Genomic DNA, 21,396 nt, shown 5'->3' with positions numbered 1-21,396 from the left:
ATTTTCCCCCCTCCATGTACACGACTGAATTCCTCGACCTTCCTCCCTTGCTGGGCATTGGTGGCGCGGTGCGCCTGCCCGGCTCCAAAAGCATCTCGAACCGGGTCCTGCTGCTGGCGGGCCTGAGCGAAGGCACCACGGTGGTCCACGATCTGCTGGCCTCCGACGACACCCGCGTCATGCTGGACGCCTTGCGCCTGCTGGGTTGCGATCTGGTGCAGTCCGGCGACACGGTGCGCATCACTGGCCTGGCCGGGCACTTGCCTGTATTGAACGCAGACCTGTTCATGGGCAACGCCGGCACCGCCATCCGTCCACTGACTGCGGTCCTGGCCCTGCTGTCGGCCGCCAATGGCGGCAGCTACACCCTCAGCGGCGTGCCCCGCATGCATGAACGCCCCATTGGCGACCTGGTCAACGCGCTGCGACCCTTGGGCTGTCACATCGAGTGCCTGGGCCAGGAAGGCTATCCCCCTCTTCGCGTAGCAGGCGGCCAATTGAACCTGGGCCAACCCATCCGCGTGCGTGGCGACGTGTCCAGCCAGTTCCTCACCGCCCTGCTGCTGGCCCTGCCGCTGGTGTCACAGCAACAGGCGCTGACCATCGAGGTTGAGGGCGAGCTCATCTCCAAGCCCTACATCGAGATCACGCTCAACCTGCTGGCGCGATTTGGCATCCAGGTACAACGCCAGGGCTGGGAACGCTTCGTCATCCCACAAGGCAGCCGCTACCAGTCGCCCGGCGAGATCCATGTCGAGGCCGATGCCTCCTCGGCGTCTTACTTCATCGCGGCAGGCGCTTTGGCGGCCACGGACCAGCCGCTGCGCATTGAAGGCGTGGGCGCGGACTCGATCCAAGGCGACATTCGCTTCGTCGAAGCCGCGCAGGCCATGGGCGCCCAGATCACCAGTGGCCCCAACTGGCTGGAAGTGGGCCGAGGCGCCTGGCCGCTCAAGGCCATCGACCTGGACTGCAACCACATCCCCGACGCGGCCATGACCCTGGCCGTGATGGCGCTGTACGCCCAAGGCACGACCCGGCTGCGCAACATCGCCAGTTGGCGCGTGAAAGAAACCGTCCGCATCTCGGCGATGGCGATCGGGCTGCGCAAGTTGGGCGCCACCGTGGTCGAAGGCGAAGACTTCATCGAAGTCACCCCACCGACCACTTGGCAGCACGCCAGCATCCACACTTACAACGACCACCGCATGGCGATGTGCTTTTCGCTGGCGGCGCTCAACCCGCTGGCCCCCAGCGCCACGCCCGGCCGGCCCATTTCCGTGCGGATCCAGGATCCGCGCTGCGTGGGCAAGACCTTCCCGGACTATTTCGAGACGCTCTTCCAGGTCGCAGAGACCCACCCTGCCTTGATTCCAGTCATCACCGTCGATGGCCCCACAGCCTCTGGCAAAGGCACCCTGGCCAGCAACTTGGCCGCCCGCCTGGGTTATCAGTTCCTGGACTCCGGATCGCTTTACCGCGTCACCGGCCTGGTGGTCACTGAAAAGGGCATCGACCCGGACGACCATGACGCCGTGACCAAGGTCGCGCGTCAGATCGGCACCCACCTGCCACTGCACTTTGAGGAGCACCAGGTGTGGCTGAACGGACGTGAAGTGAGTGAAGACTTGCGCCAGGAAGCAGCTGGGCAAATGGCTTCGCGCATTTCCGCGATCCCCGGCGTGCGTCAGGCGCTGGTCGATCTGCAGCTCAGCTTCAGGGGCCTGCCCGGTTTGGTGGCCGATGGCCGCGACATGGGCACGGTGATCTTCCCAGACGCCGCGCTCAAGGTGTTTTTGACGGCCAGCGTCGTCGAGAGGGCCGAGCGCCGGCATAAGCAATTGATTTCAAAGGGGTTTTCTGCTAACCTTGAAGAGATATGCGCAGACTTGGAGTCGCGCGACCTGCGGGATCGTACCCGCGCGGTCTCGCCCTTGAAGCCTGCACCAGATGCCCGAAAACTCGACAACTCCGCACTGACCAGCGACCAATCGGCCGAAACAGTGTTGGGATGGTGGGTCGAAGGGTGGCCTCACGCCAACGTCAATGTTGTCAATGACGTGAAGCCAAACTAAGGCTGTGACACTCAGCCTTCGCCGCCCGGTGAAGGTTTGGTTTTCGCCAGGGTTTGCCTTTGTACTGTGCAAACCAGGGTGTCATGTTCTCAACCCAACCGTGCTTCGTCGTTCCTGTCGATGAAGACGCACCGCTGGCCACAAGCCGGCACAGGAATCTCCAACATGTCTCAAGCACAAATCGCTGCCTATTCGGGCACGGACTCTTTCGCCGCCATGTTCGAGGAGTCCCTGAAGGGCTCCAACATGCGCACGGGCGAAGTCATCACTGCTGAAGTGGTGCGCATCGAACACAGCTTCGTCGTGGTCAACGCAGGCCTGAAGTCAGAAGCCTACGTTCCAATCGAAGAATTCAAGAACGACCAAGGCGAGCTCGAAGTCCAAGTGGGCGACTTCGTCTCCGTGGCCGTGGACGCCGTCGAAAACGGCTACGGCGACACCATCCTGTCGCGCGACAAGGCCAAGCGCCTGGCTTCGTGGATGTCCCTGGAAAAAGCCCTGGACTCCGGCGAATTCGTCATCGGCACCGTCAATGGCAAGGTCAAGGGCGGCCTGACCGTTCTGGTCAATGGCATCCGCGCCTTCCTGCCCGGCTCGCTGCTGGACACCCGCCCCGTCAAGGACATGAGTCCTTACGAAGGCAAGACCATGGAATTCAAGGTCATCAAGCTGGACCGCAAGCGCAACAACGTCGTGCTGTCACGCCGCGCTGTGGTGGAAGCCTCGATGGGCGAAGAACGCGCCAAGCTGATGGAAACGCTGCGCGAAGGCGCGATCATCAATGGCGTGGTCAAGAACATCACCGAATACGGTGCCTTCGTTGATCTGGGCGGCATCGATGGCCTGCTGCACATCACCGACATGGCCTGGCGCCGTGTCCGTCACCCTTCCGAGGTCGTGACGGTTGGTCAAGAGTTGACCGCCAAGGTTTTGAAGTTCGACGCCGAAAAGAACCGCGTCTCGCTGGGCCTGAAGCAAATGGGCGACGATCCATGGGTTGGCGTTTCGCGCCGTTACCCTGCCTCGACCCGCCTGTTCGGCAAGGTCACCAACATCGCTGACTACGGCGCTTTCGTTGAGATCGAACCCGGCATCGAAGGCCTGGTCCACGTGTCCGAGATGGACTGGACCAACAAGAACGTGGCCCCCAACAAGATCGTCAACATGGGCGACGAAGTTGAAGTCATGGTCCTGGAAATCGACGAAGACAAGCGTCGCATCTCCTTGGGCATGAAGCAGTGTAAGCCCAATCCTTGGGATGACTTCGCGGTCAACTTCAAGCGCGGCGACAAGGTCAAGGGCCCCGTCAAGTCGATCACCGACTTCGGCGTGTTCGTTGGTCTGGCTGCCGGCATCGACGGCCTGGTTCACCTGTCCGACCTGTCTTGGGATGAGCCCGGCGAAGCCGCCGTGCGCAACTACAAGAAGGGCCAGGAAGTCGAAGCCATCGTGTTGGCCATCGACGTCGAGCGCGAGCGCATCTCCCTGGGCATCAAGCAGATGGATTCCGATCCGTTCACGAACTACACCTCGGTCAATGACCGTGGCATGACCGTGACCGGCAAGGTCAAGACCGTGGATGCCAAGGGTGCTGAAGTCGAACTGACCGAAGGCGTCACCGGCTACCTGCGTGCTTCCGAAATCGCCCGCGAGCGTGTGGAAGATGCCCGCAACGTGCTGAAGGAAGGTGAAGAAATCACCGCCGTCATCATCAACGTCGACCGCAAGACCCGTTCGCTGCAGTTGTCGATCAAGGCCAAGGACAGCGCAGAGCAACAAGAAGCCCTGCAACGTCTGAACGTCGCCGATGCCAAGGAAGGTTCCGGCACCACCAGCCTGGGCGCTTTGCTCAAGGCCAAGTTGGACCAGAACAACGGTTGATCCCGTTTTTCTGAGACCATCCATCCCCGCCGAATTTCTTCTCGAAGAACCCCGGCGGGGGTTGTGATGAGCACACCCTGCTGTCTTTTCCGACCCGCGTGTTTTCATCACAGCCCCCGATCTTTTGACGTGACACCCTCATGACCCGTTCCGATCTAGTGGCCCGCTTGGCCGAGCGCTTTGGCCAACTGACTCAGCGCGACGCCGAGTTCGCCGTCAAGACCATCCTTGACGCCATGTCAGAAGCTTTGGCCCATGGTCATCGCATCGAGATCCGAGGCTTTGGCAGCTTCTCCATCAACCGCAGACCACCCCGCATGGGCCGCAACCCGCGGTCGGGCGAGCAGGTGCTGATCCCCGAAAAACTGGTGCCCCATTTTAAGCCTGGCAAGGCGCTGCGCGAAGCGGTGGATGCTCGCGGTGAGGCCCCGGCAGACGTCACCCCAAAAATCTGAGGCAAACCCATGCGCTTATTGACCTGGTTGTTGCGAGGCTTGGTGTTCTTCGTCCTGTTTGCCTTTGCCCTGAACAACATGCACCTCGTTGAGTTGCAATGGTTCTGGGGCTACCGCTCGCAGGCGCCGATGGTCTTCATCGTCCTGGCGGTGTTTGGACTGGGGTGTGCCGTGGGCGTGCTGGCCATGGTGCCCAGCTGGTGGCGGCATCGCCGCGATGCACGCCAACGCCTGCGCCTGTTGCCAGAAAAAATCGTGGTCCAGGCCCCGGCAGCCACCCACGCCAACAGCCGCTCGGGCGGCCACTCCACACTGCCGGCCGAGTTACAGCATCCACCCGACATGCCTGCCCCGCGCAAGCCCGGCAAGTGATCACCAAGCGCCGCACGCATCCTCATGGAATTTGACCTTCAATGGCTGCTGCTGGCCCTGCCTGGCGTTTTTCTGCTGGGTTGGTTAGCGTCGCGCCTTGACCTGCGCCAGATCAAGCGCGAAGACAGCGCCTCGCCACAAGCGTATTTCAAAGGGCTGAACCTCTTGCTCAACGAGCAGCAAGACAAGGCCATCGACGCCTTCATCGAAGCCGTTCAGCAAGATCCGAACACATCCGACCTGCACTTTGCACTGGGCAACCTTTTCCGCCGCCGTGGTGAGTACGAGCGCGCCATCCGCGTTCACGAGCACCTGCTGGCGCGCGGTGATTTGCGCCGCGATGACCGCGAACGCGCCCAGCACGCCCTGGCCCAGGATTTCCTGAAGGCCGGCTTGTTCGACCGCGCCGAGACGGCCTTCACGGCGCTGGAAGGCACGGCCTTCAGCACCGATTCTCGATTGGCCTTGCTGACGCTGCACGAGCGCTCACGCCATTGGCACCCGGCCATCGAGATGGCCCGTCAATTGGAGGCCGCCGGCACAGGCTCGTTCGCCCAACGCATGGCGCACCACTGGTGCGAGGTGGCGCATGAAGCCGATGCCCGGGGACGCCATGATGAAGCCGAGCAGGCCCTGGTGCGCGCCCGCGAAGCCGCCCCTCAAGCCGCGCGTCCGCTGGTCATGCAAGGGCACCGCCTGGTGCGCCAGGGGCAGCATGCCGCCGCCTTGAAGGTGTGGGACGAGCTGATGGCGCTGCAGCCGCAAGCGTTTTCATTGGTGGCACAAGACTACGCCACCAGCGCGCAAGCCTGTGATGGCGTGGCCGAGGCGCTGGCCCGGCTAGAGGCCCTGTACAAGCAAGCCCCCTCGGTGGATTTGCTGTCGGCGCTGAATCGTTTGCAAAACGAACCGACCCTGCGCCGCCAGCGCCTGATCGACCACCTGAGCAACCAACCATCGCTGTCGGCCGCGCAAGGTGTGATCCGCGAAAGCCTGAGCACGGGCGCGCCCTTGACCGTGCCTGAAATCGAACGCCTGCAGGATGCCTTGGCCACGGCCGCTAAGCCCTTGCAACGTTATCGCTGCGCGGCTTGCGGTTTTGAAAGCCAGCACTACTTCTGGCAGTGCCCCGGCTGCCACGGCTGGGACACCTACCCAACTCGCCGCCTGGAAGATCAGTGAGGCTGGCTGGCGGTCGCTGCTGGTGCGGTGGCCAGCACCGGCACCCGAATGGTCTGCTTGATCATCTGGCCTTTGCCGTCGCGCAGCTTCAAGGTCAACTGCAGGTGATCACCCACCGATAAAGGCCGCGTGAGCCCCATCAGCATCAGGTGGTGCCCACCAGGCTGCAAGGCGACCAACTTGCCTGCGGGCAAGGGCAAGGCGTCGATGGCGCGCATGCGCATCACATCGCCTTGCATGCTCATTTCGTGCAGTTCGGCTGACGCCGCCACGGGCGATCGAAAGCCCACCAGAGTGAGCGGTACGCGGCTGGTCAGCGTCATGAAACCACCCGTGCCACTTTGGCCTTTGACCGCTTGCCGAACCCAGGCATCGTTGACCTGAACCAGCGGCTCTTGCGCCACGCTGACCGAACACACTGCGGCTAACAGCAGTGCTGCTGCCCAGGATTGCTTGCTTGTCATCATGATCAACCGGCTTTCATCTGAGGGGCCGCCGTGGTCGGCTGGCCGAAATTAGTGATCCCGAACACCTGTTCACTGTACTGCCACAGCTGGCGGCTCAAGGCTGGATCACGGTTCGCAGGACTGCCCCGGCGCACCTTGCAAGCCGACCAGTATTCGCCCGTGGGATGCAGTCCTTGGTGCGAGGCCAGGTAAATTTGCGTCTTGGCGCCTTTGGCTTCCGAGACCAGGAAGGGATCAACCATCGCCGTGACCCAGCCGGGGGTATCACGCCAGAAATCGCTCTTGATCCCGCCCGGATGAAAGCCGTTGACCTTGATCGACGTGCCTTGCAGGCGCTTGGCCAACTCACGCACAAACAGCATGTTGGCCAACTTGGAGCGGCCATAGGCCTTGAACGGCGCCCACTGCAAAAACTGACTGCTGGAGGGCCTGCACATGGTATCCAGGTCCATCCGGCCACCCATCCACTGCGCCACCGAGCTGCTCACCACGATGCGCCCATCGCTGGAGGCCCGCACATTGGAAAGCAGATGGTGGGTCAGCAAAAAGTGACCCAGGTGTGTGGTGGCAAACATCAACTCGATGCCAGCGCGGTTGGTGGTCAATTGCCGCGTGTACAAGCCGGCGTTCAACACCAGCGCGTCGATCACCGGCATGCGGTGGGACACCTCCGCAGCAAAGGCTTCGATGCCATTGAAATCCGACAAATCAACCGACAACCAGTCAATCTGGGCGCGGGGATTGGCAGCGCGGATGGACTCCACCAACGCCTTGCTTTTGGCGGCATCGCGCGCCGCGATCAAGACTCGCCAACCAAGGCCGACCAGCGCACGCGCCGTTTCCTTGCCAATGCCGCTATTGCCGCCCGTGATCAACGCTGTTTTCATGTGAGTTTCCTTGGAGCCAGGTCATCAAGCGCCACATGATCCTCCAAAACGAGGCCCTTGGATCACGGCGCCTGCACCACCCGTCGGTATTGGATCGCTTCGGCCACATGGGCCAGCCCGATGGTGTCGGATTCGGCCAGGTCGGCGATGGTGCGGGCCAGCCGCAAAACGCGGTGAAAGCCCCGCCCCGACCAACCCAAACGCGCACTGGCGGTTTGCAGGAAAGCCATGGCCGCCGGTTCCGGCATGGCCAGGTTGTCCAGCCCCGCGCCGTCCAGCACGGCGTTGACGCAACCTTGCCGGTCCAGTTGACGCTGACGCGCCCGGGCCACGCGCTCAGCCACCTGCACCGAGGTTTCGCCATCAGGGGCCCGCGCCAGGATGTCGGGCGACACGGCGGGCACCTCGACTTGCACATCGACCCGGTCCAGCAAGGGGCCGCTGAGCTTGCCCTGGTAGCGCGTGACCTGGTCAGGCGTGCAGCGGCAGGCCTTGAGCGGACTGCCCAGGTGCCCGCAAGGACATGGATTCATGGCGGCGACCAATTGGAAGCGCGCCGGGAAATCATGGCGCCGGGCCGCGCGCGAGATGGTGATGTGGCCGGTTTCCAGCGGCTCACGCAGGGCCTCAAGGGCGGCCCTGGGGAACTCGGGCAACTCATCAAGGAAAAGCACCCCGTGATGAGACAAAGAGATTTCACCCGGCTTGGGGGGTGAGCCGCCCCCCACCAAGGCCACCGGCGAGGCGGTGTGGTGAGGGCTTCTGAAAACCCGCCTGCGCCATGCGCTGGCTTCAAAACGACCCGCCAGGCTCAGCACGGCGGCCGACTCCAGGGCTTCGTCCTGGGTCAAAGGGGGCAACAACCCCGCAAAACGCTGCGCCAGCATGGATTTGCCGGTGCCTGGCGGCCCCACCATCAGCAAGCTGTGGTTGCCCGCGGCCGCCACTTCCAGCGCACGCTTGGCAGCCGACTGGCCCTTCACATCGCGCAGGTCTGGTCCGCCCGCAGGCGCCGCCGCCATGACCTCGGCCTGAGCGTGCCTCAAGGGCACCCGGGCCGCTTCATCGGCCACCAGGGACTGCACCACCTCCATCAGGTGCCGGGCTTCAAACAAGGGCACGCCCGACACCAGGGCCGCTTCGCGGGCGCTGGCTTGCGGCAACACCAGGCCACGCTTGAGCAAACCGCCCTGCACCCGACGCCGCAAGGCCAGCGCCATGGGCAGCGCGCCGCGCACAGGGCGCAGCTCACCGCCCAAGGACAGCTCGCCAGCGAACTCCAGGTCGGCCAGGTGACGGACATCGATGTGGCCCATCGCGGCCAGGATGCCGACCGCGATGGGCAAGTCGAAACGTCCCGACTCTTTGGGCAGATCGGCCGGGGCCAGGTTCACGGTGATCCGTTTGTTGAAGGGAAAATCCAGGCCGCTGTTGCTGAGCGCCGCCCGCACCCGCTCGCGGGCTTCCTTGACTTCGGTGTCGGCCAGGCCCACCAAGGTGAAACAGGGCAGGCCATTGGCCAGATGGACCTCCACGGTGACCTCGGGGGCATTGAGCCCATCCAGGGCGCGGCTGTGAACGATGGCTAGGGACATGGCACTCGCAAGGGACCGGCGGGCGGCGCACCGGCTCGGGGCCCGGCGGGCCCACGGCAATCGACCAGTGCGCTCAGATTGTGCCGAGCATCCCGCTGGTTGCCCTTCCCCCAATGGGGGCGCTGTTCACCCCACACCACGGCCGACGCACAACATTTGTGCATGGCAATTCACGATGTGCCACAGCCGCAACACAGGCACTAACAAGGTGCAAAAAGCTTTGGAAGAACTCACACTGGTGCGTCTTTCCGACAAGCGCAGTCCCGGCTCCCTGTTTTGGCGCGTTGGCACAGATCATGCAGACATCGTTGCCGAATCCTTTCACCAGACAACCCTTACCGGAGAACCACCCATGAAAATGGTGACAGCCATCGTCAAGCCGTTCAAGCTTGATGAAGTGCGGGAGGCCTTGTCCGCCATCGGCGTGCAAGGTATCACCGTGACCGAAGTCAAAGGCTTCGGACGCCAGAAAGGTCACACCGAGCTGTATCGCGGCGCGGAGTATGTGGTCGATTTTTTACCCAAGGTCAAGATCGAAGCCGCGGTGGACGAATCCATCCTCGACCGCGTGATCGAAGCCATCGAGGCTTCGGCCCGCACCGGCAAGATCGGTGACGGCAAGATCTTCGTGACCTCGCTTGAGCAGGTCATCCGCATCCGCACCGGCGAAACCGGTACCGACGCCCTTTGAGGTCAGGGGGCATCCGCCCCCTCCCTCTTTCTGACGACACCCCTGAGGTGCGCCTTGAAGCGCGTCTCCGTGGCCTATTTTTGATTTTCCAAGAGGCATTTCATGAGAAAACTCCTTGCGTCGCTCGCACTGGGGCTCGCGGCTCTGGGTGTATTTGGCGTCTCCCACGCCCAAGACACCGCAGCCTCCGAACCCATGACCGCCACCGCTGTGGCGGAAGCCCCCTCGGCCGCAGCCCCCGCTGCACCTGAAGTCGCCGCAGCGCCTGCTGAAGCTGCTTCGGTAGCCGCTGCGCCGGCCCCCGGCCCCAACAAGGGTGACACGACCTGGATGATGGTGTCCACCTTGTTGGTCATCCTGATGACCATCCCGGGTTTGGCGCTGTTCTATGGCGGTCTGGTGCGCAGCAAGAACATGCTGTCCGTGCTGATGCAGGTCATGGTCACCTTCTCGGTCATCGTCGTGCTTTGGTTCGTTTACGGCTACAGCCTGGCTTTCACCGAAGGCAACCAGTTCATCGGTGGACTTGACCGCTTGATGATGAAGGGCATTTGGGACAACGTCGCAGGCACTTTCGCCAACGGCGCCACCTTCAGCAAGGGTGTCGTGATCCCGGAACTCGTGTTCGCGGTCTTCCAGGCCACGTTCGCCGGCATCACCTGCGCCCTGATCGTGGGCGCGTTCGCAGAGCGCGCCAAGTTCTCGGCCGTGCTGCTGTTCATGGTGCTGTGGTTCACCTTCAGCTACGCCCCCATGGCCCACATGGTCTGGTTCTGGATGGGCCCTGACGCCTACAGCTCCGCCGGCGTCGTCGCTGAGATGAACAGCAAAGCTGGTCTGATCTGGCAATGGGGCGCGCTGGACTTCGCCGGCGGCACCGTGGTGCACATCAACGCCGCTGTCGCGGGCTTGGTGGGTGCCTACATGATCGGCAAACGCATCGGCTACGGCAAGGAAGCGTTCACCCCTCACTCGCTGACGCTGACCATGGTGGGCTCCGCCCTGCTGTGGGTGGGCTGGTTCGGCTTCAACGCGGGCTCTGCGCTGGAAGCCAACGGCTTTGCTGTCCTGGCCTTCGCCAACACCTTCGCAGCCACGGCTGCCGCGGTGCTGGGCTGGATCCTGGGTGAGTCGCTGCTCAAGGGCAAGGCCTCCATGCTGGGCGCCGCGTCCGGCGCAGTGGCAGGCCTGGTAGCCATCACGCCTGCTTGCGGCAACGTCGGCATCGGCGGCGCGCTGATCATCGGCTTGCTGGCTGGCCTGATCTGCCTGTGGGGCGTGACGGGTCTGAAGAAGATCCTGGGCGCCGACGACTCGCTGGACGTGTACGGTGTCCACGGCGTGGGCGGTATCCTGGGCGCGCTGCTGACCGGCGTGTTCAACTCGCCCAACCTGGGTGGCCCCAGCACGGTGGCCGACTGGGTGACCGTGACGATGACCACACCTGCAGACTATTCGATCGTCAGCCAAGTGATCATCCAGGCCAAGGCGGTCGGTGTGACCGTGGTCTGGTCGGCGGTGGTGTCGATCATCGCCTTCAAGATCGTTGACCTGGTGATCGGTCTGCGCGTCTCGGAAGAAGAAGAGCGCGAAGGGCTGGACATCTCGGCCCACGGTGAAACCGCCTATCACAAGTGATCGACCAGTGATTTGATTCAATCACCGTGATAGTCAAAGGGGCGGCCCTCAAGCCGCCCCTTTTTTGCATTTGGGCGCGCAGAACCCGTCTGCATGTTTCTAGAATGGGGGTCTTCCCCTTCGCCAAACCAAGACAAGCCCCATGGTTCCACACCTGATCACCGCACCCACCGGTCCCATCAATGAGCTGGAGCAGCGCATGCTCGAATCCATGCCGGCGATCGAGCGCTGGTTTCGGCTGGAATGGATGGAGCACACGCCGCCCTTCTACACCTCGGTGGATTTGCGCAATGCAGGCTTCAAACTGGCCCCGGTGGACACCAACCTCTACCCCGGCGGTTTCAACAACCTGACCCAGGAAATGATGCCCCTGGCCGTGCAGGCCGCCATGGCCGCGATCGAGAAGATCTGCCCCGAGGCCAAGAACCTGCTGCTGATCCCAGATGCCCACACGCGCAACCAGCACTATCTGTCCAACGTCGAGCGCCTGGTGCAGATTTTCAGCCTGGCCGGGCTGAACGTGCGCCTGGGCACCCTGGACGAGACCATCACCGAGCCGGTCGAGTTGCCCCTGCCAGACGGCGGGCACCTCACGCTTGAGCCGCTGATCCGCACCAAGCGCCGACTGGGCCTCAAGCACTTCGACCCCTGCACCATCCTGCTCAACAACGACCTGTCAGCCGGCATCCCGGACATCCTGACCGATCTGCACGAGCAATACCTGCTGCCGCCCTTGCACGCAGGCTGGGCCATGCGCCGCAAGAGCCAGCATTTCGAGGCCTACGAAGAGGTCGCCAAAAAATTCTCCAAGCTGTTGGGCATGGACCCCTGGCTGATCAACCCCATGTATTCGGTGTGCGACGAGGTCGACTTCCAGGATGGCACCGGCGGTGAATGCCTGCAAACCCAGGTCGATGCGCTGCTGGGCAAAATCCGCCGCAAGTACAAGGAATACGGCATCAACGAGAAGCCCTTCGTCATCGTCAAAGCCGACAACGGCACCTGCGGCATGGGCATCATGACCGTGCGCGATGCGAAAGAGCTGACCGACCTGAACCGCCGCACCCGCACCAATATGTCCGTGCTCAAAGACGACCAGGAGGTCAACCGCGTGATCATCCAGGAGGGCGTGCCCACCTACGAACGGATGAACAACTCGGTGGCCGAGCCGGTGGTCTACATGATCGACCGCTATGTGGTGGGGGGCTTCTACCGGGTGCATTCCGACCGCGGCATCGACGAGAACCTGAACGCCCCCGGCTCCAGCTTCGTGCCCCTGGCCTTTGCCGAATACACCCACATGCCCAAGCTGGGCGCCAAGCCGGGTGCCAGCGCACCCAACCGCTTCTACATGTACGGGGTGATTGGTCGATTGGCCATGTTGGCGGCCAGTTATGAGCTGGAAGCAACAGACCCCAACGCGGAAGTCTACGAATAAGCTGGCAATAAGCGGGCAGAATGGGCGCTTCGTCGATCCGTGCCCAACACTCGTGCAAACCAGCTCCAATGCCCCCGTCAGCCGCTCGCAACTGGCAGCGCTGACTTTGGGGGCCATCGGTATCGTCTATGGCGACATCGGTACCAGCCCCCTGTATGCGCTCAAGGAAGTGTTCGCCCACGGACACCTGCCACTGAACGAAACCAGCATCTTCGGCATTTTGTCGATCATGTTCTGGACGCTGACAGTCATCGTCTCGCTCAAGTACGTGACGCTGATCCTGCGGGCCGACAACAACGGCGAAGGCGGGCTGATCGCCATGCTGGCGCTGGCCTCCACGGCGGTCAAACAGCACCCCAAGCTGCGGCATTTTCTGCTGGGGCTGGGCATTTTCGGCACCGCGATCTTCTTTGGTGACGGGGTGATCACGCCCGCCATCTCGGTGCTGTCTGCGGTCGAAGGCATGAAAGTGGCCGCGCCTGGGCTGGAGCGCTTCGTGGTGCCGGTGACCGTGGTGGTGCTGACCTTGCTGTTCATGGTGCAAAAGCACGGCACGGGCGGCATCGGCAAGTTTTTCGGGCCGATCACGGCGGTGTGGTTCCTGGTGCTGGCCGTGCTGGGCCTGATCCACATCATCGACAACCCCTCGATCCTGTGGGCCATGAGCCCTCACCACGCCCTGATCTTCATTTACGAGCACCCCAAAATAGCCTTTGTGGCACTGGGTGCCGTGGTCTTGTGCGCCACCGGGGCCGAGGCGCTTTACGCCGACATGGGCCACTTTGGCAAAACCCCGATCCGCCTGGCCTGGTTCCTGTTGGCCATGCCGGCCCTGGTGCTGAACTATTTTGGCCAGGGCGCCATGCTGCTGGCGCACCCCGAGAACGTCAGCAACCCCTTCTTTGAAATGGCCCCGCAATGGGCCCTGTATCCCCTGGTGATCCTGGCCACCTTCGCCACGGTGATCGCCTCGCAGGCCTTGATCTCGGCGGCGTTCTCCGTCACCAAGCAGGTCATTCAACTGGGCTATTTGCCGCGCCTGCGCATCATGCACACCTCGGTCGAATCCACCGGGCAGATCTACATCCCCTTCGTCAACTGGACGCTGTACGGTTGCATCGTGATGGCCGTGGTCTTCTTTGGCTCCAGCGGCAAACTCGCGGCGGCCTATGGCATCACCGTGACCATCGACATGCTCATCACCACGGTGATGACCTTCTTCGTGATCCGCTTCGCCTGGAGGCTGGCCCTGCCCCTGTGCATCGCCGCCACCACCTTTTTCTTCGTGATCGACGTGCTGTTCTTCAGCGCCAACATCATCAAGGTGATCGATGGCGGCTGGTTCCCTCTGCTGATTGGCGCGGTCATGTTCACCCTGATGATGACGTGGAAGCAAGGCCGCGCACTGCTCAGCGAACGCCTGCGCAGTGATTCGATCGACCTGGAGCCGTTCCTGGACGCGGTGTTTTCCAGCCCGCCCACCCGCGTGCAAGGCACGGCAGTGTTCCTGAATGCAGACGCGGGCACCACGCCCAATGCCTTGTTGCACAACCTCAAGCACAACAAGGTGCTGCACGAGCAAAACCTGTTCGTCACCGTGAAGGCGCACGAAGTGCCCTGGATCGGCTTGGACAAACGCGTCCAAATCGAGGCCCTGGGCCACGACTGCTGGCAGGTGATGCTGCATTTCGGATTCAAGAACGAGCCTGACGTGCCCAAGGCGCTTAGCCTGATCAAGCGCTATGGCGTGAACCTGGACGAGATGGAGACCAGCTATTTCCTGTCGCGCGACATCGTCATCCCGACCATTGGCAGCGGCATGGCGCCGTGGCGCGAAAAGCTGTTCGTCAGCATGCACCGCAACGCCTCGGGCGCGGCAGACTTCCTGAGCCTGCCCACCAATCGCGTGATCGAGATGGGCTCCAAGGTCGAGATCTGAACGCCCTGCTGTCATCGCTGCACCGCCTGCGCCACGACACCTCGCTGGCGGCGGTCTCAGCGGGGTTTGTGGCCACGCTGGTGGGCTTCACCAGCACCATCGCGCTGATCTTCCACGCGGCCCAATCGCTGGGGGCCACGCCGGCGCAGATCAGCTCCTGGGTGTGGGCCCTGGGGATTGGCATGGGGCTCAGCACGCTGGGCCTGTCCTTGTGGATGCGCACGCCGATCCTGATCACCTGGTCCACCCCCGGAGCGGCCGTGATCGCGGCGGCAGCCGGGGGCGTGAGCCTGCCCGAGGCGGTCGGCGCCTTCCTGGTCTGCGGTGTGCTGATGTGGCTGTCGGGGGTGACCAAGGGCTTTGAACGCATGATGAGCCGCATCCCCGTCTCGCTGGCATCGGCCCTGCTGGCGGGCATCCTGGCCAAGTTCGCGCTGCTGGCGTTTTCGCACACCACCCTGCAACCCGCCTTGGTGCTGACCATGTTTGGCGCTTATGTGGTGGGCCGCCGTTGGTGGACGCGCTATGCCGTGTTGGGCGTGCTGGTGGCCGGCACCCTGGTTGCGGGTCTGCAAGGCCAACTCAACACCAACGTGCTGCGCTGGCAACTGGCCACGCCGGTGCTGGTGGTGCCGCAGTGGTCCTGGCACGCGATCATGAGCATGGGGCTGCCGCTGTTCATTGTGACCATGGCCTCGCAGGCGGTGCCCGGCGTGTCGGCCATCCGGGCGGCGGGCTACCAGCCCAGGGTCTCGCCACTGATGACCTGGTCGGGCGTGACCACCGTGCTGCTGGCGCCCTTTGGCGGCTATGCCTTCAACCTGGCCGCCATCACGGCGGCCATCGTGCTCAGCCCACACGCGCACAGCGACGCCAGCAAACGCTACACCGCCGCCATCATGTCCGGGCTGTTCTACATCGCCATGGGGCTGCTGGGCGGGGCCGTGGCCGGTGTGTTGGCCGCCTTTCCGCCAGCGCTGGTCATGGGCGTGGCAGGGCTGGCCCTGCTGGGCACCATTGGTGGCGGCCTGGCCACCGCCTTGCGCGACGACCGCCACCGCGAACCCGCTCTGATCACCTTCCTGGTGACCTTGTCCGGCATGAGCTTGCTGGGCGTCAGTTCGGCCTTCTGGGGCCTGGTCGCCGGCATCATTGCCTTATTGGTGCAACACTGGCGGGCTCCCAGCCCCGACATCGCAGATTCGCCATGAACATCCTCTTCCTCGCCGACCCGCTGGACAGCTTCAAGACCTACAAGGACAGCACCTTCGCCATGATGCGCGAGGCTGCGGGCCGAGGCCACCAGATCTGGGCCTGCGAGCAGGACGATCTGGTCTGGCAGCACGGCGGCAAGGTGCAGGCGGTGTCGCGTCAGATCGAGCTGACGGGCCACCTCGACCACTGGTTCACGGTGCTGAAACAAGAGGCCGTGCTGCTGGCCGACATGGACGCGGTGGTGATGCGCAAAGACCCGCCATTTGACGCCGAGTACTTGTACACCACTCACCTGCTGACCCAGGCTGAGCGCGAAGGGGCGCGCGTGTTCAACCGCCCCCATGCGCTGCGCGAACACCCTGAAAAGCTGGCCATCCTGGAGTTTCCGCAGTTCACCGCGCCCACGCTGGTCACGCGCAGCATCAGCGCGGTGCGGGCATTCCATGCTGCGCACAATGACATCATCCTCAAGCCCCTGGACGGCATGGGTGGCACCGGCATCTTCCGCGTGCCCGCCGATGGCTTGAACCTGGGCAGCATCGCCGAAACGCTGACCCGTGATGGCACCCAGACGATCATGGTGCAGGCCTTCTTGCCCGCCATTGCCCTGGGCGACAAGCGCGTGCTGGTGATCGATGGCGAGCCCGTGCCTTTTGCGTTGGCCCGCATCCCGCAAGGCGGCGAAGTGCGCGGCAATCTGGCCGCCGGGGGCAAGGGCGTGGCCCAGCCTTTGAGCGACAGCGACTGGCACATCGCCCGCACGCTGGGCCCGATCCTGGCGGCGCGCGGCCTGCTGCTGGTGGGCCTGGACATCATTGGCGACAAGCTCACCGAGATCAACGTGACCAGCCCGACCTGCTTTCAAGAGATCACGCAGCAAGCGGGCTTTGACGTGGCCAAACGCTTCGTCGACGCACTGGAAGCAAAAATCAGCGCTTGAGCGTTTCGTTGAGCAGGCCCAGGCGGTTGGCCTCGTACACCGCCTCGCTGCGCGAGTGCACGGCCAGCTTGCCGTACAGCTTCTTGATGTGGGTCTGCACGGTGTGCACGGTCACGCCCTGCAGGCGCGCGATCTCGGCATAGGCCAGCCCGCGCGCAATGTGCTGCAGCACCTCCTGCTCACGCGGAGACAGGCTCACGGCGGCAGGTTCCGGATCGGGCGTGACGGGCCGCATGCGCAGCAACAGATGCCGCGCAATCATGGGCGAGATGGGCGAGGCGCCGCGCTTGACGGCCAGCAGGGTCTCGGCGATGTCGGCGGCCTCGTCGTCCTTGTGCACATAGCCCACGGCGCCGGCCTCGATGCTGGCCACCACGTTGACCTCGTCACCGAACATGGACACCACCAGCATGTCGCACTGCGGCCAGCGCGCATGCACCTCGCGCATCAGGGTCAGGCCGCTGCCATCGGGCAGGCCCAGGTCCACCAGCAACAGGTCGGATTGATGCTTTGAAAACCACTGGCGGGCCGAGGCCAGCGTGACAAAGGAGGCCGCCACCGTCAGCTGTGGGTGTGCGTTGATGCAAGACACCAGGAATTCGCAGGTGAGCGGGTTGTCTTCAACCACCACCACCGTCAATCCGCCTTCACTGTCGTGGCTCATCAGGACTCCTCATCGGCAAACTCAAACGCACCTCATAGCCACCTTGCGGCGGGCTCACGAACTCGATGCCCGCGCCAATTGTGCCGGCCCGGCTGCGCATGGTCTGCGAGCCATGGCCTTCGGGTTGGGCCCAAGCCCCTGACACGCCCCGGCCATCATCATGCAGCACCAGCAGCAAGTGGTCGCCATGGTTCTGGGCCCGCAAGGTGATCTCTTGCGCCCCGGCATGCTGCAACACATTGGACAGCGCTTCGAACAAGATGTATTGCAACTGGCGCAAGGCCGCCTGCGTGCCACCGGGCCATTCGGGCAATTCATCCACGTTCCAGCGCAGGGACAAGCCTGCCGCCTTGAAGCGCGGCGTCATGCGAAAACGCAGGCTGGCCAGCAAGCCGACCACATCACCGGGCGGCATGGACATCGCATCGATCGACAGCTTCAACTGGTCCAGGGCTTCGCGCAGGATCCGCGTCACCATGCGCAGATCGACCGCCTGCGGCGTGACGGGATTGAGCTGGCGCAAGGCCGTGGTCAGGTGCGCACCGACGCCGTCGTGCATGTCGCGCAGGATGCGGGCGCGCTCGGCCGACACCGCCTGGGCTTGCTCCAGCGATGACACCCGCTGAAAGCTCACGCGCAGTTCGGCTTCACGTCGGTGGATGTTGGCCACCAGGTCGTTGTTCAAATGGGCCAGCGCCCGCCTGGAACGCGCATAGTCGCCGGCCACGATGAAGGCCATGCAGCCCACCATCACCGGGCCGCCATAGGGCAGCATGTACACCGATTCAAGCGGCAACTGGTTCAACTGCAAGGCCACGTCATGGGCCGCGGCCGGGATGGCCACCAGCGAGCCAAATGCAAACAGGTTTCGGTCCGGACGCCGCGTGCGGTAGGCGTGCCACAGGGCCAGGGCAAAGCCCACCAAGGCCAACAGGTAGATGGCCAGGTAAGTCAGGCCCACCAGCATTTGCGAGGGGATCAAGGTCACCGCGATGAGGTCAATCAGAGCGAAGCCAAGGATGAGCCGTTCGGCCCAGACCCATTGGCGCTCGGCAAACCGCAGAAAGAACAAGCACAGGGACAGCTGGGCCCACACGATGCACAGAAAGCTGAGCGAATCCCAGACCCCCATGGGCAGAAAGGGATCAGGCACGATGTTGGCCGATGAACCCATTCCCCACAAAATCGCTGCCTGGCCAATGTAGCCAAACGCGCTCTGGCTGCGATCGCGTATCCACAGCACCACCAGGAACAGGCCCATCATCACCAGACCAACGTTGGCCGCGTGCACGCCCATCACCTGCACCCACCAACGCTGGCTGTACATCTGGCCCATGATGCGCGCCGAGCCGACCCACACGGGCCCCAATCCTGAGCGGCTGATGCTGTCGCCGCTCACGCGCACTTCGACCACGTTGTCACCCAGCTGCCACAAACTGGGCGGCACGGTGAACAGCAGCGGGGTGTACCAATTGGCGGTGAGGGGCGGCTCCATCGAACCCACCACCCCCAACGACACGCCGTTGACCCACACCTCGGCATTCATGCTGACCTTGGGCAGGTACACGGCCCAGGTCTCGACGGGCAGTTTTGACAGGGGTGCGTTCAGCCGGTACCACAGGCTGCCCGTCAGCTCGCGGTGCGTTTGCGACCAACGGTGCGGCAGGCTCACCCGCAACCAGTTGTCCCACTCGTCCGGCGGCGTGGCGCGTTGCGAGGCCAGCGCCTCGGCGTCGGTCAATTCCATCACATGGGATTGCCGCTCCCAGCGGTCAACCGGAAAGTGCCACAACCACCAACCGGCGGCCAGCACCCAAGCGCCTGCCAGCCCCCACATGGCGGAAAACAGGCGAGCGCGGTAGCGTGGATCCAGGAGAAAAGGCGGCATGACCGCGCATTGTGCGGGCGCAGGCCTGACAATGCCGACTTCACGAATCACAAGCACCCAAACGAATGGCCCTCCTGACTTTGAACAACGCCTGCCTGGCTTTTGGCCACGTGGCCCTGCTGGACCACACGGCGTTTGCCCTCGAACCCGGTGAACGGGTGGGCCTGATCGGGCGCAATGGCACGGGCAAGTCCTCGCTGCTCAAAATCATCGCCGGGATGGAAAAGCTCGACGACGGCGTGCTGCAATTCCAAAACGGCGTGCGCCTGGCCTACGTGGCCCAAGAGCCCCAGTTTGCCGACGGCATCAATGTGTTCGACGCCGTGAGCCTCGGACTGGGCGACATCCGCGAACTGCGCGACCGTTTTGAGGCCCACCAAGAAGGCGACGACCTCGACGCCCTGATGACCCAGATCGAAGCGCGCGACGGTTGGAACTGGGAACAACGCGTCGAGCAAACCTTGCAGCACCTGGCCTTGCCGGCCGACCTGGCCCTCAGCGCCCTGTCTGGCGGCATGAAAAAGCGCGTGGCCCTCGCCCAGGCCCTGGTGGCCTCGCCCGACGTGCTGCTGCTGGACGAACCCACCAACCATTTGGACCTGAACGCCATCACCTGGCTGGAAGAACTGCTGGTGGCCTTCAAGGGCAGCGTTCTGCTGATCAGCCATGACCGTGCCTTCCTGGACAACGTCTGCACCCGAATCATTGAGCTGGACCGGGGCATCCTGCGCTCTTACCTGGGCAACTTCGCAGCCTACGAAGGCCTCAAGGCTGGCCAGTTGGCCGACGAAGCCCTGGCCAACGCCCGCTTCGACAAGCTGCTGGCCCAAGAAGAAGTCTGGATCCGCAAGGGTGTGGAAGCCCGCCGCACGCGCAGCACCGCCCGCATCAAGCGCCTGGACGACCTGCGCGGCGCGCGTGCTTCGCGCCGCGACACCATTGGCCGCGTCAAGCTGGAAGTCTCACAAGGCGACCGTGGCGGCAAGATCGTGGCCGAGCTGGAAGACGTCAACAAGCGCTACGGCGAGCGCGACATCGTCAAAAACTTCTCGGGCACCTTTTTGCGCGGCGACAAGGTCGGTCTGGTCGGCTCCAACGGCGCCGGCAAGACCACGCTGCTCAAGATCATCCTGGGCGAGCTGGCGGCCGACAGCGGCAAGGTCAAGATCGGGTCCAACATCAACGTCGCTTACTTCGACCAGATGCGCGACAACCTCGACCTGAACGCCACCCTGGCCGACTTCATCAGCCCCGGCAGCGAATGGATCGAGATCAACGGTTCGCGCAAGCACGTGATGGGCTACCTGCAAGACTTTTTGTTCTCGCCCGCGCGTGCCAACTCGCCCGTGCGCACCTTGAGCGGTGGCGAACGCAACCGCCTGCTGCTGGCGCGTTTGTTCGCCAAGCCATCGAACGTGCTGGTGCTGGACGAACCCACCAACGACCTGGACATCGACACGCTCGACCTGCTGGAAGACTTGCTGGCCGACTACCCCGGCACCGTCTTTTTGGTCAGCCACGATCGGCGCTTTCTGGACAACGTCGTCACCAGCACCGTGGTGTCTGAAGGCGGCGGCAGTTGGCGCGAATACGAAGGCGGCGTGCAGGATTGGTTGATCCAGTCGCGCCGCGCCGAAGCGCTGGCCAACGCCAATGCCAAATCCTCAGGCAACACGCCGCCAGCAGCGGTGGCAATGGCCGCCTCGTCACCTGCCGCCGTGGCCCCGGCGATGGTCGCTGCCACCGCCGTCAAAGCCCGCAAGCTCAGCTACAAAGAGCAGCGCGAACTCGACGAGCTGCCCAAGCGCATCGCCGACCTGGAGACCGAGCAAACGTCCTTGAACGCCCAACTGGCCGACCCGGACATCTACAAGAAGAACCCACAAGGCATGCCGGCCATGCAAGAGCGCATCAGCGCGATTGACGAAGAACTGCTGACCCTGCTGAACCGCTGGGAGACCCTGGGCCCCAAGTAAGCACCTGCAGCGCGACATGGTCAGCAGCCACACCGTTCTGGCCAGTTGGGCCCGCGTGATCCGGCGAACGCTGGACGCCAGCGGCTGCGACAG

17 protein-coding genes are annotated in these 21,396 nt (G+C 63.5%); 12 read left to right on the top strand and 5 right to left on the bottom strand.

Going from position 1 to position 21,396, the window contains the following annotated elements; all coding sequences use genetic code 11:
• Nucleotides 1-14: 14 nt before the first annotated feature.
• The 5 genes from H7225_RS12900 (at nt 15) to lapB (ending at nt 5,965) form a co-directional block, all read left to right on the top strand.
• Nucleotides 15-2,075 carry a bifunctional 3-phosphoshikimate 1-carboxyvinyltransferase/cytidylate kinase gene (locus H7225_RS12900; protein ID WP_290662435.1) on the top strand — a complete coding sequence of 687 codons (2,061 nt, stop codon included), beginning with the start codon at nt 15-17 and terminating at the stop codon, nt 2,073-2,075.
• A gap of 165 nt (nt 2,076-2,240) precedes the next feature.
• Nucleotides 2,241-3,956, top strand: coding sequence for a 30S ribosomal protein S1 (rpsA, locus tag H7225_RS12895; protein WP_290662433.1), 1,716 nt, complete (start codon nt 2,241-2,243; stop codon nt 3,954-3,956).
• Between the two features lie 140 nt (nt 3,957-4,096).
• Nucleotides 4,097-4,411, top strand: coding sequence for an integration host factor subunit beta (locus H7225_RS12890; RefSeq protein ID WP_290662431.1), 315 nt, complete (start codon nt 4,097-4,099; stop codon nt 4,409-4,411).
• A gap of 9 nt (nt 4,412-4,420) precedes the next feature.
• A complete protein-coding gene (locus tag H7225_RS12885) occupies nt 4,421-4,783 on the top strand; it encodes a LapA family protein (protein WP_290662429.1) in 363 nt (120 codons plus the stop codon).
• A 24-nt stretch (nt 4,784-4,807) separates the two neighbouring features.
• Nucleotides 4,808-5,965 carry a lipopolysaccharide assembly protein LapB gene (gene lapB / locus H7225_RS12880; protein WP_290662427.1) on the top strand — a complete coding sequence of 386 codons (1,158 nt, stop codon included), beginning with the start codon at nt 4,808-4,810 and terminating at the stop codon, nt 5,963-5,965.
• Here lapB and H7225_RS12875 read toward each other — a convergent pair.
• The 3 genes from H7225_RS12875 to H7225_RS12865 all read right to left on the bottom strand — a co-directional run bounded on the left by H7225_RS12875 (nt 5,959) and on the right by H7225_RS12865 (nt 8,914).
• Nucleotides 5,959-6,432, bottom strand: coding sequence for a copper chaperone PCu(A)C (locus H7225_RS12875; RefSeq protein WP_290662425.1), 474 nt, complete (start codon nt 6,430-6,432; stop codon nt 5,959-5,961). The two genes, lapB and H7225_RS12875, sit on opposite strands and share 7 nt — an antisense overlap.
• Before the next feature lie 2 nt (nt 6,433-6,434).
• The gene (locus H7225_RS12870; RefSeq protein WP_290662423.1) at nt 6,435-7,319 is read right to left on the bottom strand and encodes an SDR family NAD(P)-dependent oxidoreductase; all 885 of its coding nucleotides are present in this window, start codon (nt 7,317-7,319) and stop codon (nt 6,435-6,437) included.
• A 62-nt stretch (nt 7,320-7,381) separates the two neighbouring features.
• Nucleotides 7,382-8,914, bottom strand: coding sequence for a YifB family Mg chelatase-like AAA ATPase (locus H7225_RS12865; RefSeq protein WP_290662421.1), 1,533 nt, complete (start codon nt 8,912-8,914; stop codon nt 7,382-7,384).
• A gap of 352 nt (nt 8,915-9,266) precedes the next feature.
• On the opposite strand from H7225_RS12865, the gene H7225_RS12860 reads away from it, so the two are divergent.
• The 6 genes from H7225_RS12860 to gshB all read left to right on the top strand — a co-directional run bounded on the left by H7225_RS12860 (nt 9,267) and on the right by gshB (nt 16,775).
• Nucleotides 9,267-9,605 (top strand): P-II family nitrogen regulator, encoded by a 339-nt coding sequence (locus H7225_RS12860; protein ID WP_230182375.1) that lies wholly within the window; start codon nt 9,267-9,269, stop codon nt 9,603-9,605.
• A gap of 102 nt (nt 9,606-9,707) precedes the next feature.
• Nucleotides 9,708-11,243, top strand: coding sequence for an ammonium transporter (gene amt / locus H7225_RS12855; RefSeq protein WP_290662419.1), 1,536 nt, complete (start codon nt 9,708-9,710; stop codon nt 11,241-11,243).
• A 142-nt stretch (nt 11,244-11,385) separates the two neighbouring features.
• Entirely contained in the window at nt 11,386-12,681 is a 1,296-nt protein-coding gene (gene gshA, locus H7225_RS12850) for a glutamate--cysteine ligase (RefSeq protein ID WP_290662417.1), read from the top strand.
• Nucleotides 12,682-12,733: 52 nt separating this feature from the next.
• Entirely contained in the window at nt 12,734-14,620 is a 1,887-nt protein-coding gene (locus H7225_RS12845; protein WP_290662415.1) for a potassium transporter Kup, read from the top strand.
• Nucleotides 14,509-15,831 carry a benzoate/H(+) symporter BenE family transporter gene (locus tag H7225_RS12840; protein WP_366481509.1) on the top strand — a complete coding sequence of 441 codons (1,323 nt, stop codon included), beginning with the start codon at nt 14,509-14,511 and terminating at the stop codon, nt 15,829-15,831. Before H7225_RS12845 ends, H7225_RS12840 begins: the two co-directional genes overlap by 112 nt.
• The gene (gene gshB / locus H7225_RS12835; protein ID WP_290662413.1) at nt 15,828-16,775 is read left to right on the top strand and encodes a glutathione synthase; all 948 of its coding nucleotides are present in this window, start codon (nt 15,828-15,830) and stop codon (nt 16,773-16,775) included. The genes H7225_RS12840 and gshB overlap by 4 nt, the downstream gene beginning before the upstream one ends.
• Here the strand turns inward: gshB and H7225_RS12830 are convergent.
• Both H7225_RS12830 and H7225_RS12825 read right to left on the bottom strand, forming a co-directional pair.
• On the bottom strand, nt 16,765-17,439 hold the full coding sequence (locus tag H7225_RS12830) for a response regulator transcription factor (protein WP_290662411.1): 675 nt from the start codon (nt 17,437-17,439) through the stop codon (nt 16,765-16,767). The two genes, gshB and H7225_RS12830, sit on opposite strands and share 11 nt — an antisense overlap.
• Nucleotides 17,423-19,327, bottom strand: a complete 1,905-nt coding sequence (locus tag H7225_RS12825; RefSeq protein ID WP_290662409.1) for an ATP-binding protein — start codon at nt 19,325-19,327, stop codon at nt 17,423-17,425. The genes H7225_RS12830 and H7225_RS12825 overlap by 17 nt, the downstream gene beginning before the upstream one ends.
• Before the next feature lie 65 nt (nt 19,328-19,392).
• Here H7225_RS12825 and H7225_RS12820 point away from each other — a divergent pair, with 65 nt between their 5' ends.
• Nucleotides 19,393-21,303: an ATP-binding cassette domain-containing protein gene (locus H7225_RS12820; RefSeq protein ID WP_290662407.1), complete on the top strand. Its 1,911-nt coding sequence runs from the start codon at nt 19,393-19,395 to the stop codon at nt 21,301-21,303.
• Nucleotides 21,304-21,396 lie beyond the last annotated feature (93 nt).

This window comes from Aquabacterium sp. (assembly GCF_014378415.1).
GTDB lineage: Bacteria > Pseudomonadota > Gammaproteobacteria > Burkholderiales > Burkholderiaceae_C > Aquabacterium.
This window is presented reverse-complemented; position numbering and strand designations above follow the sequence as displayed.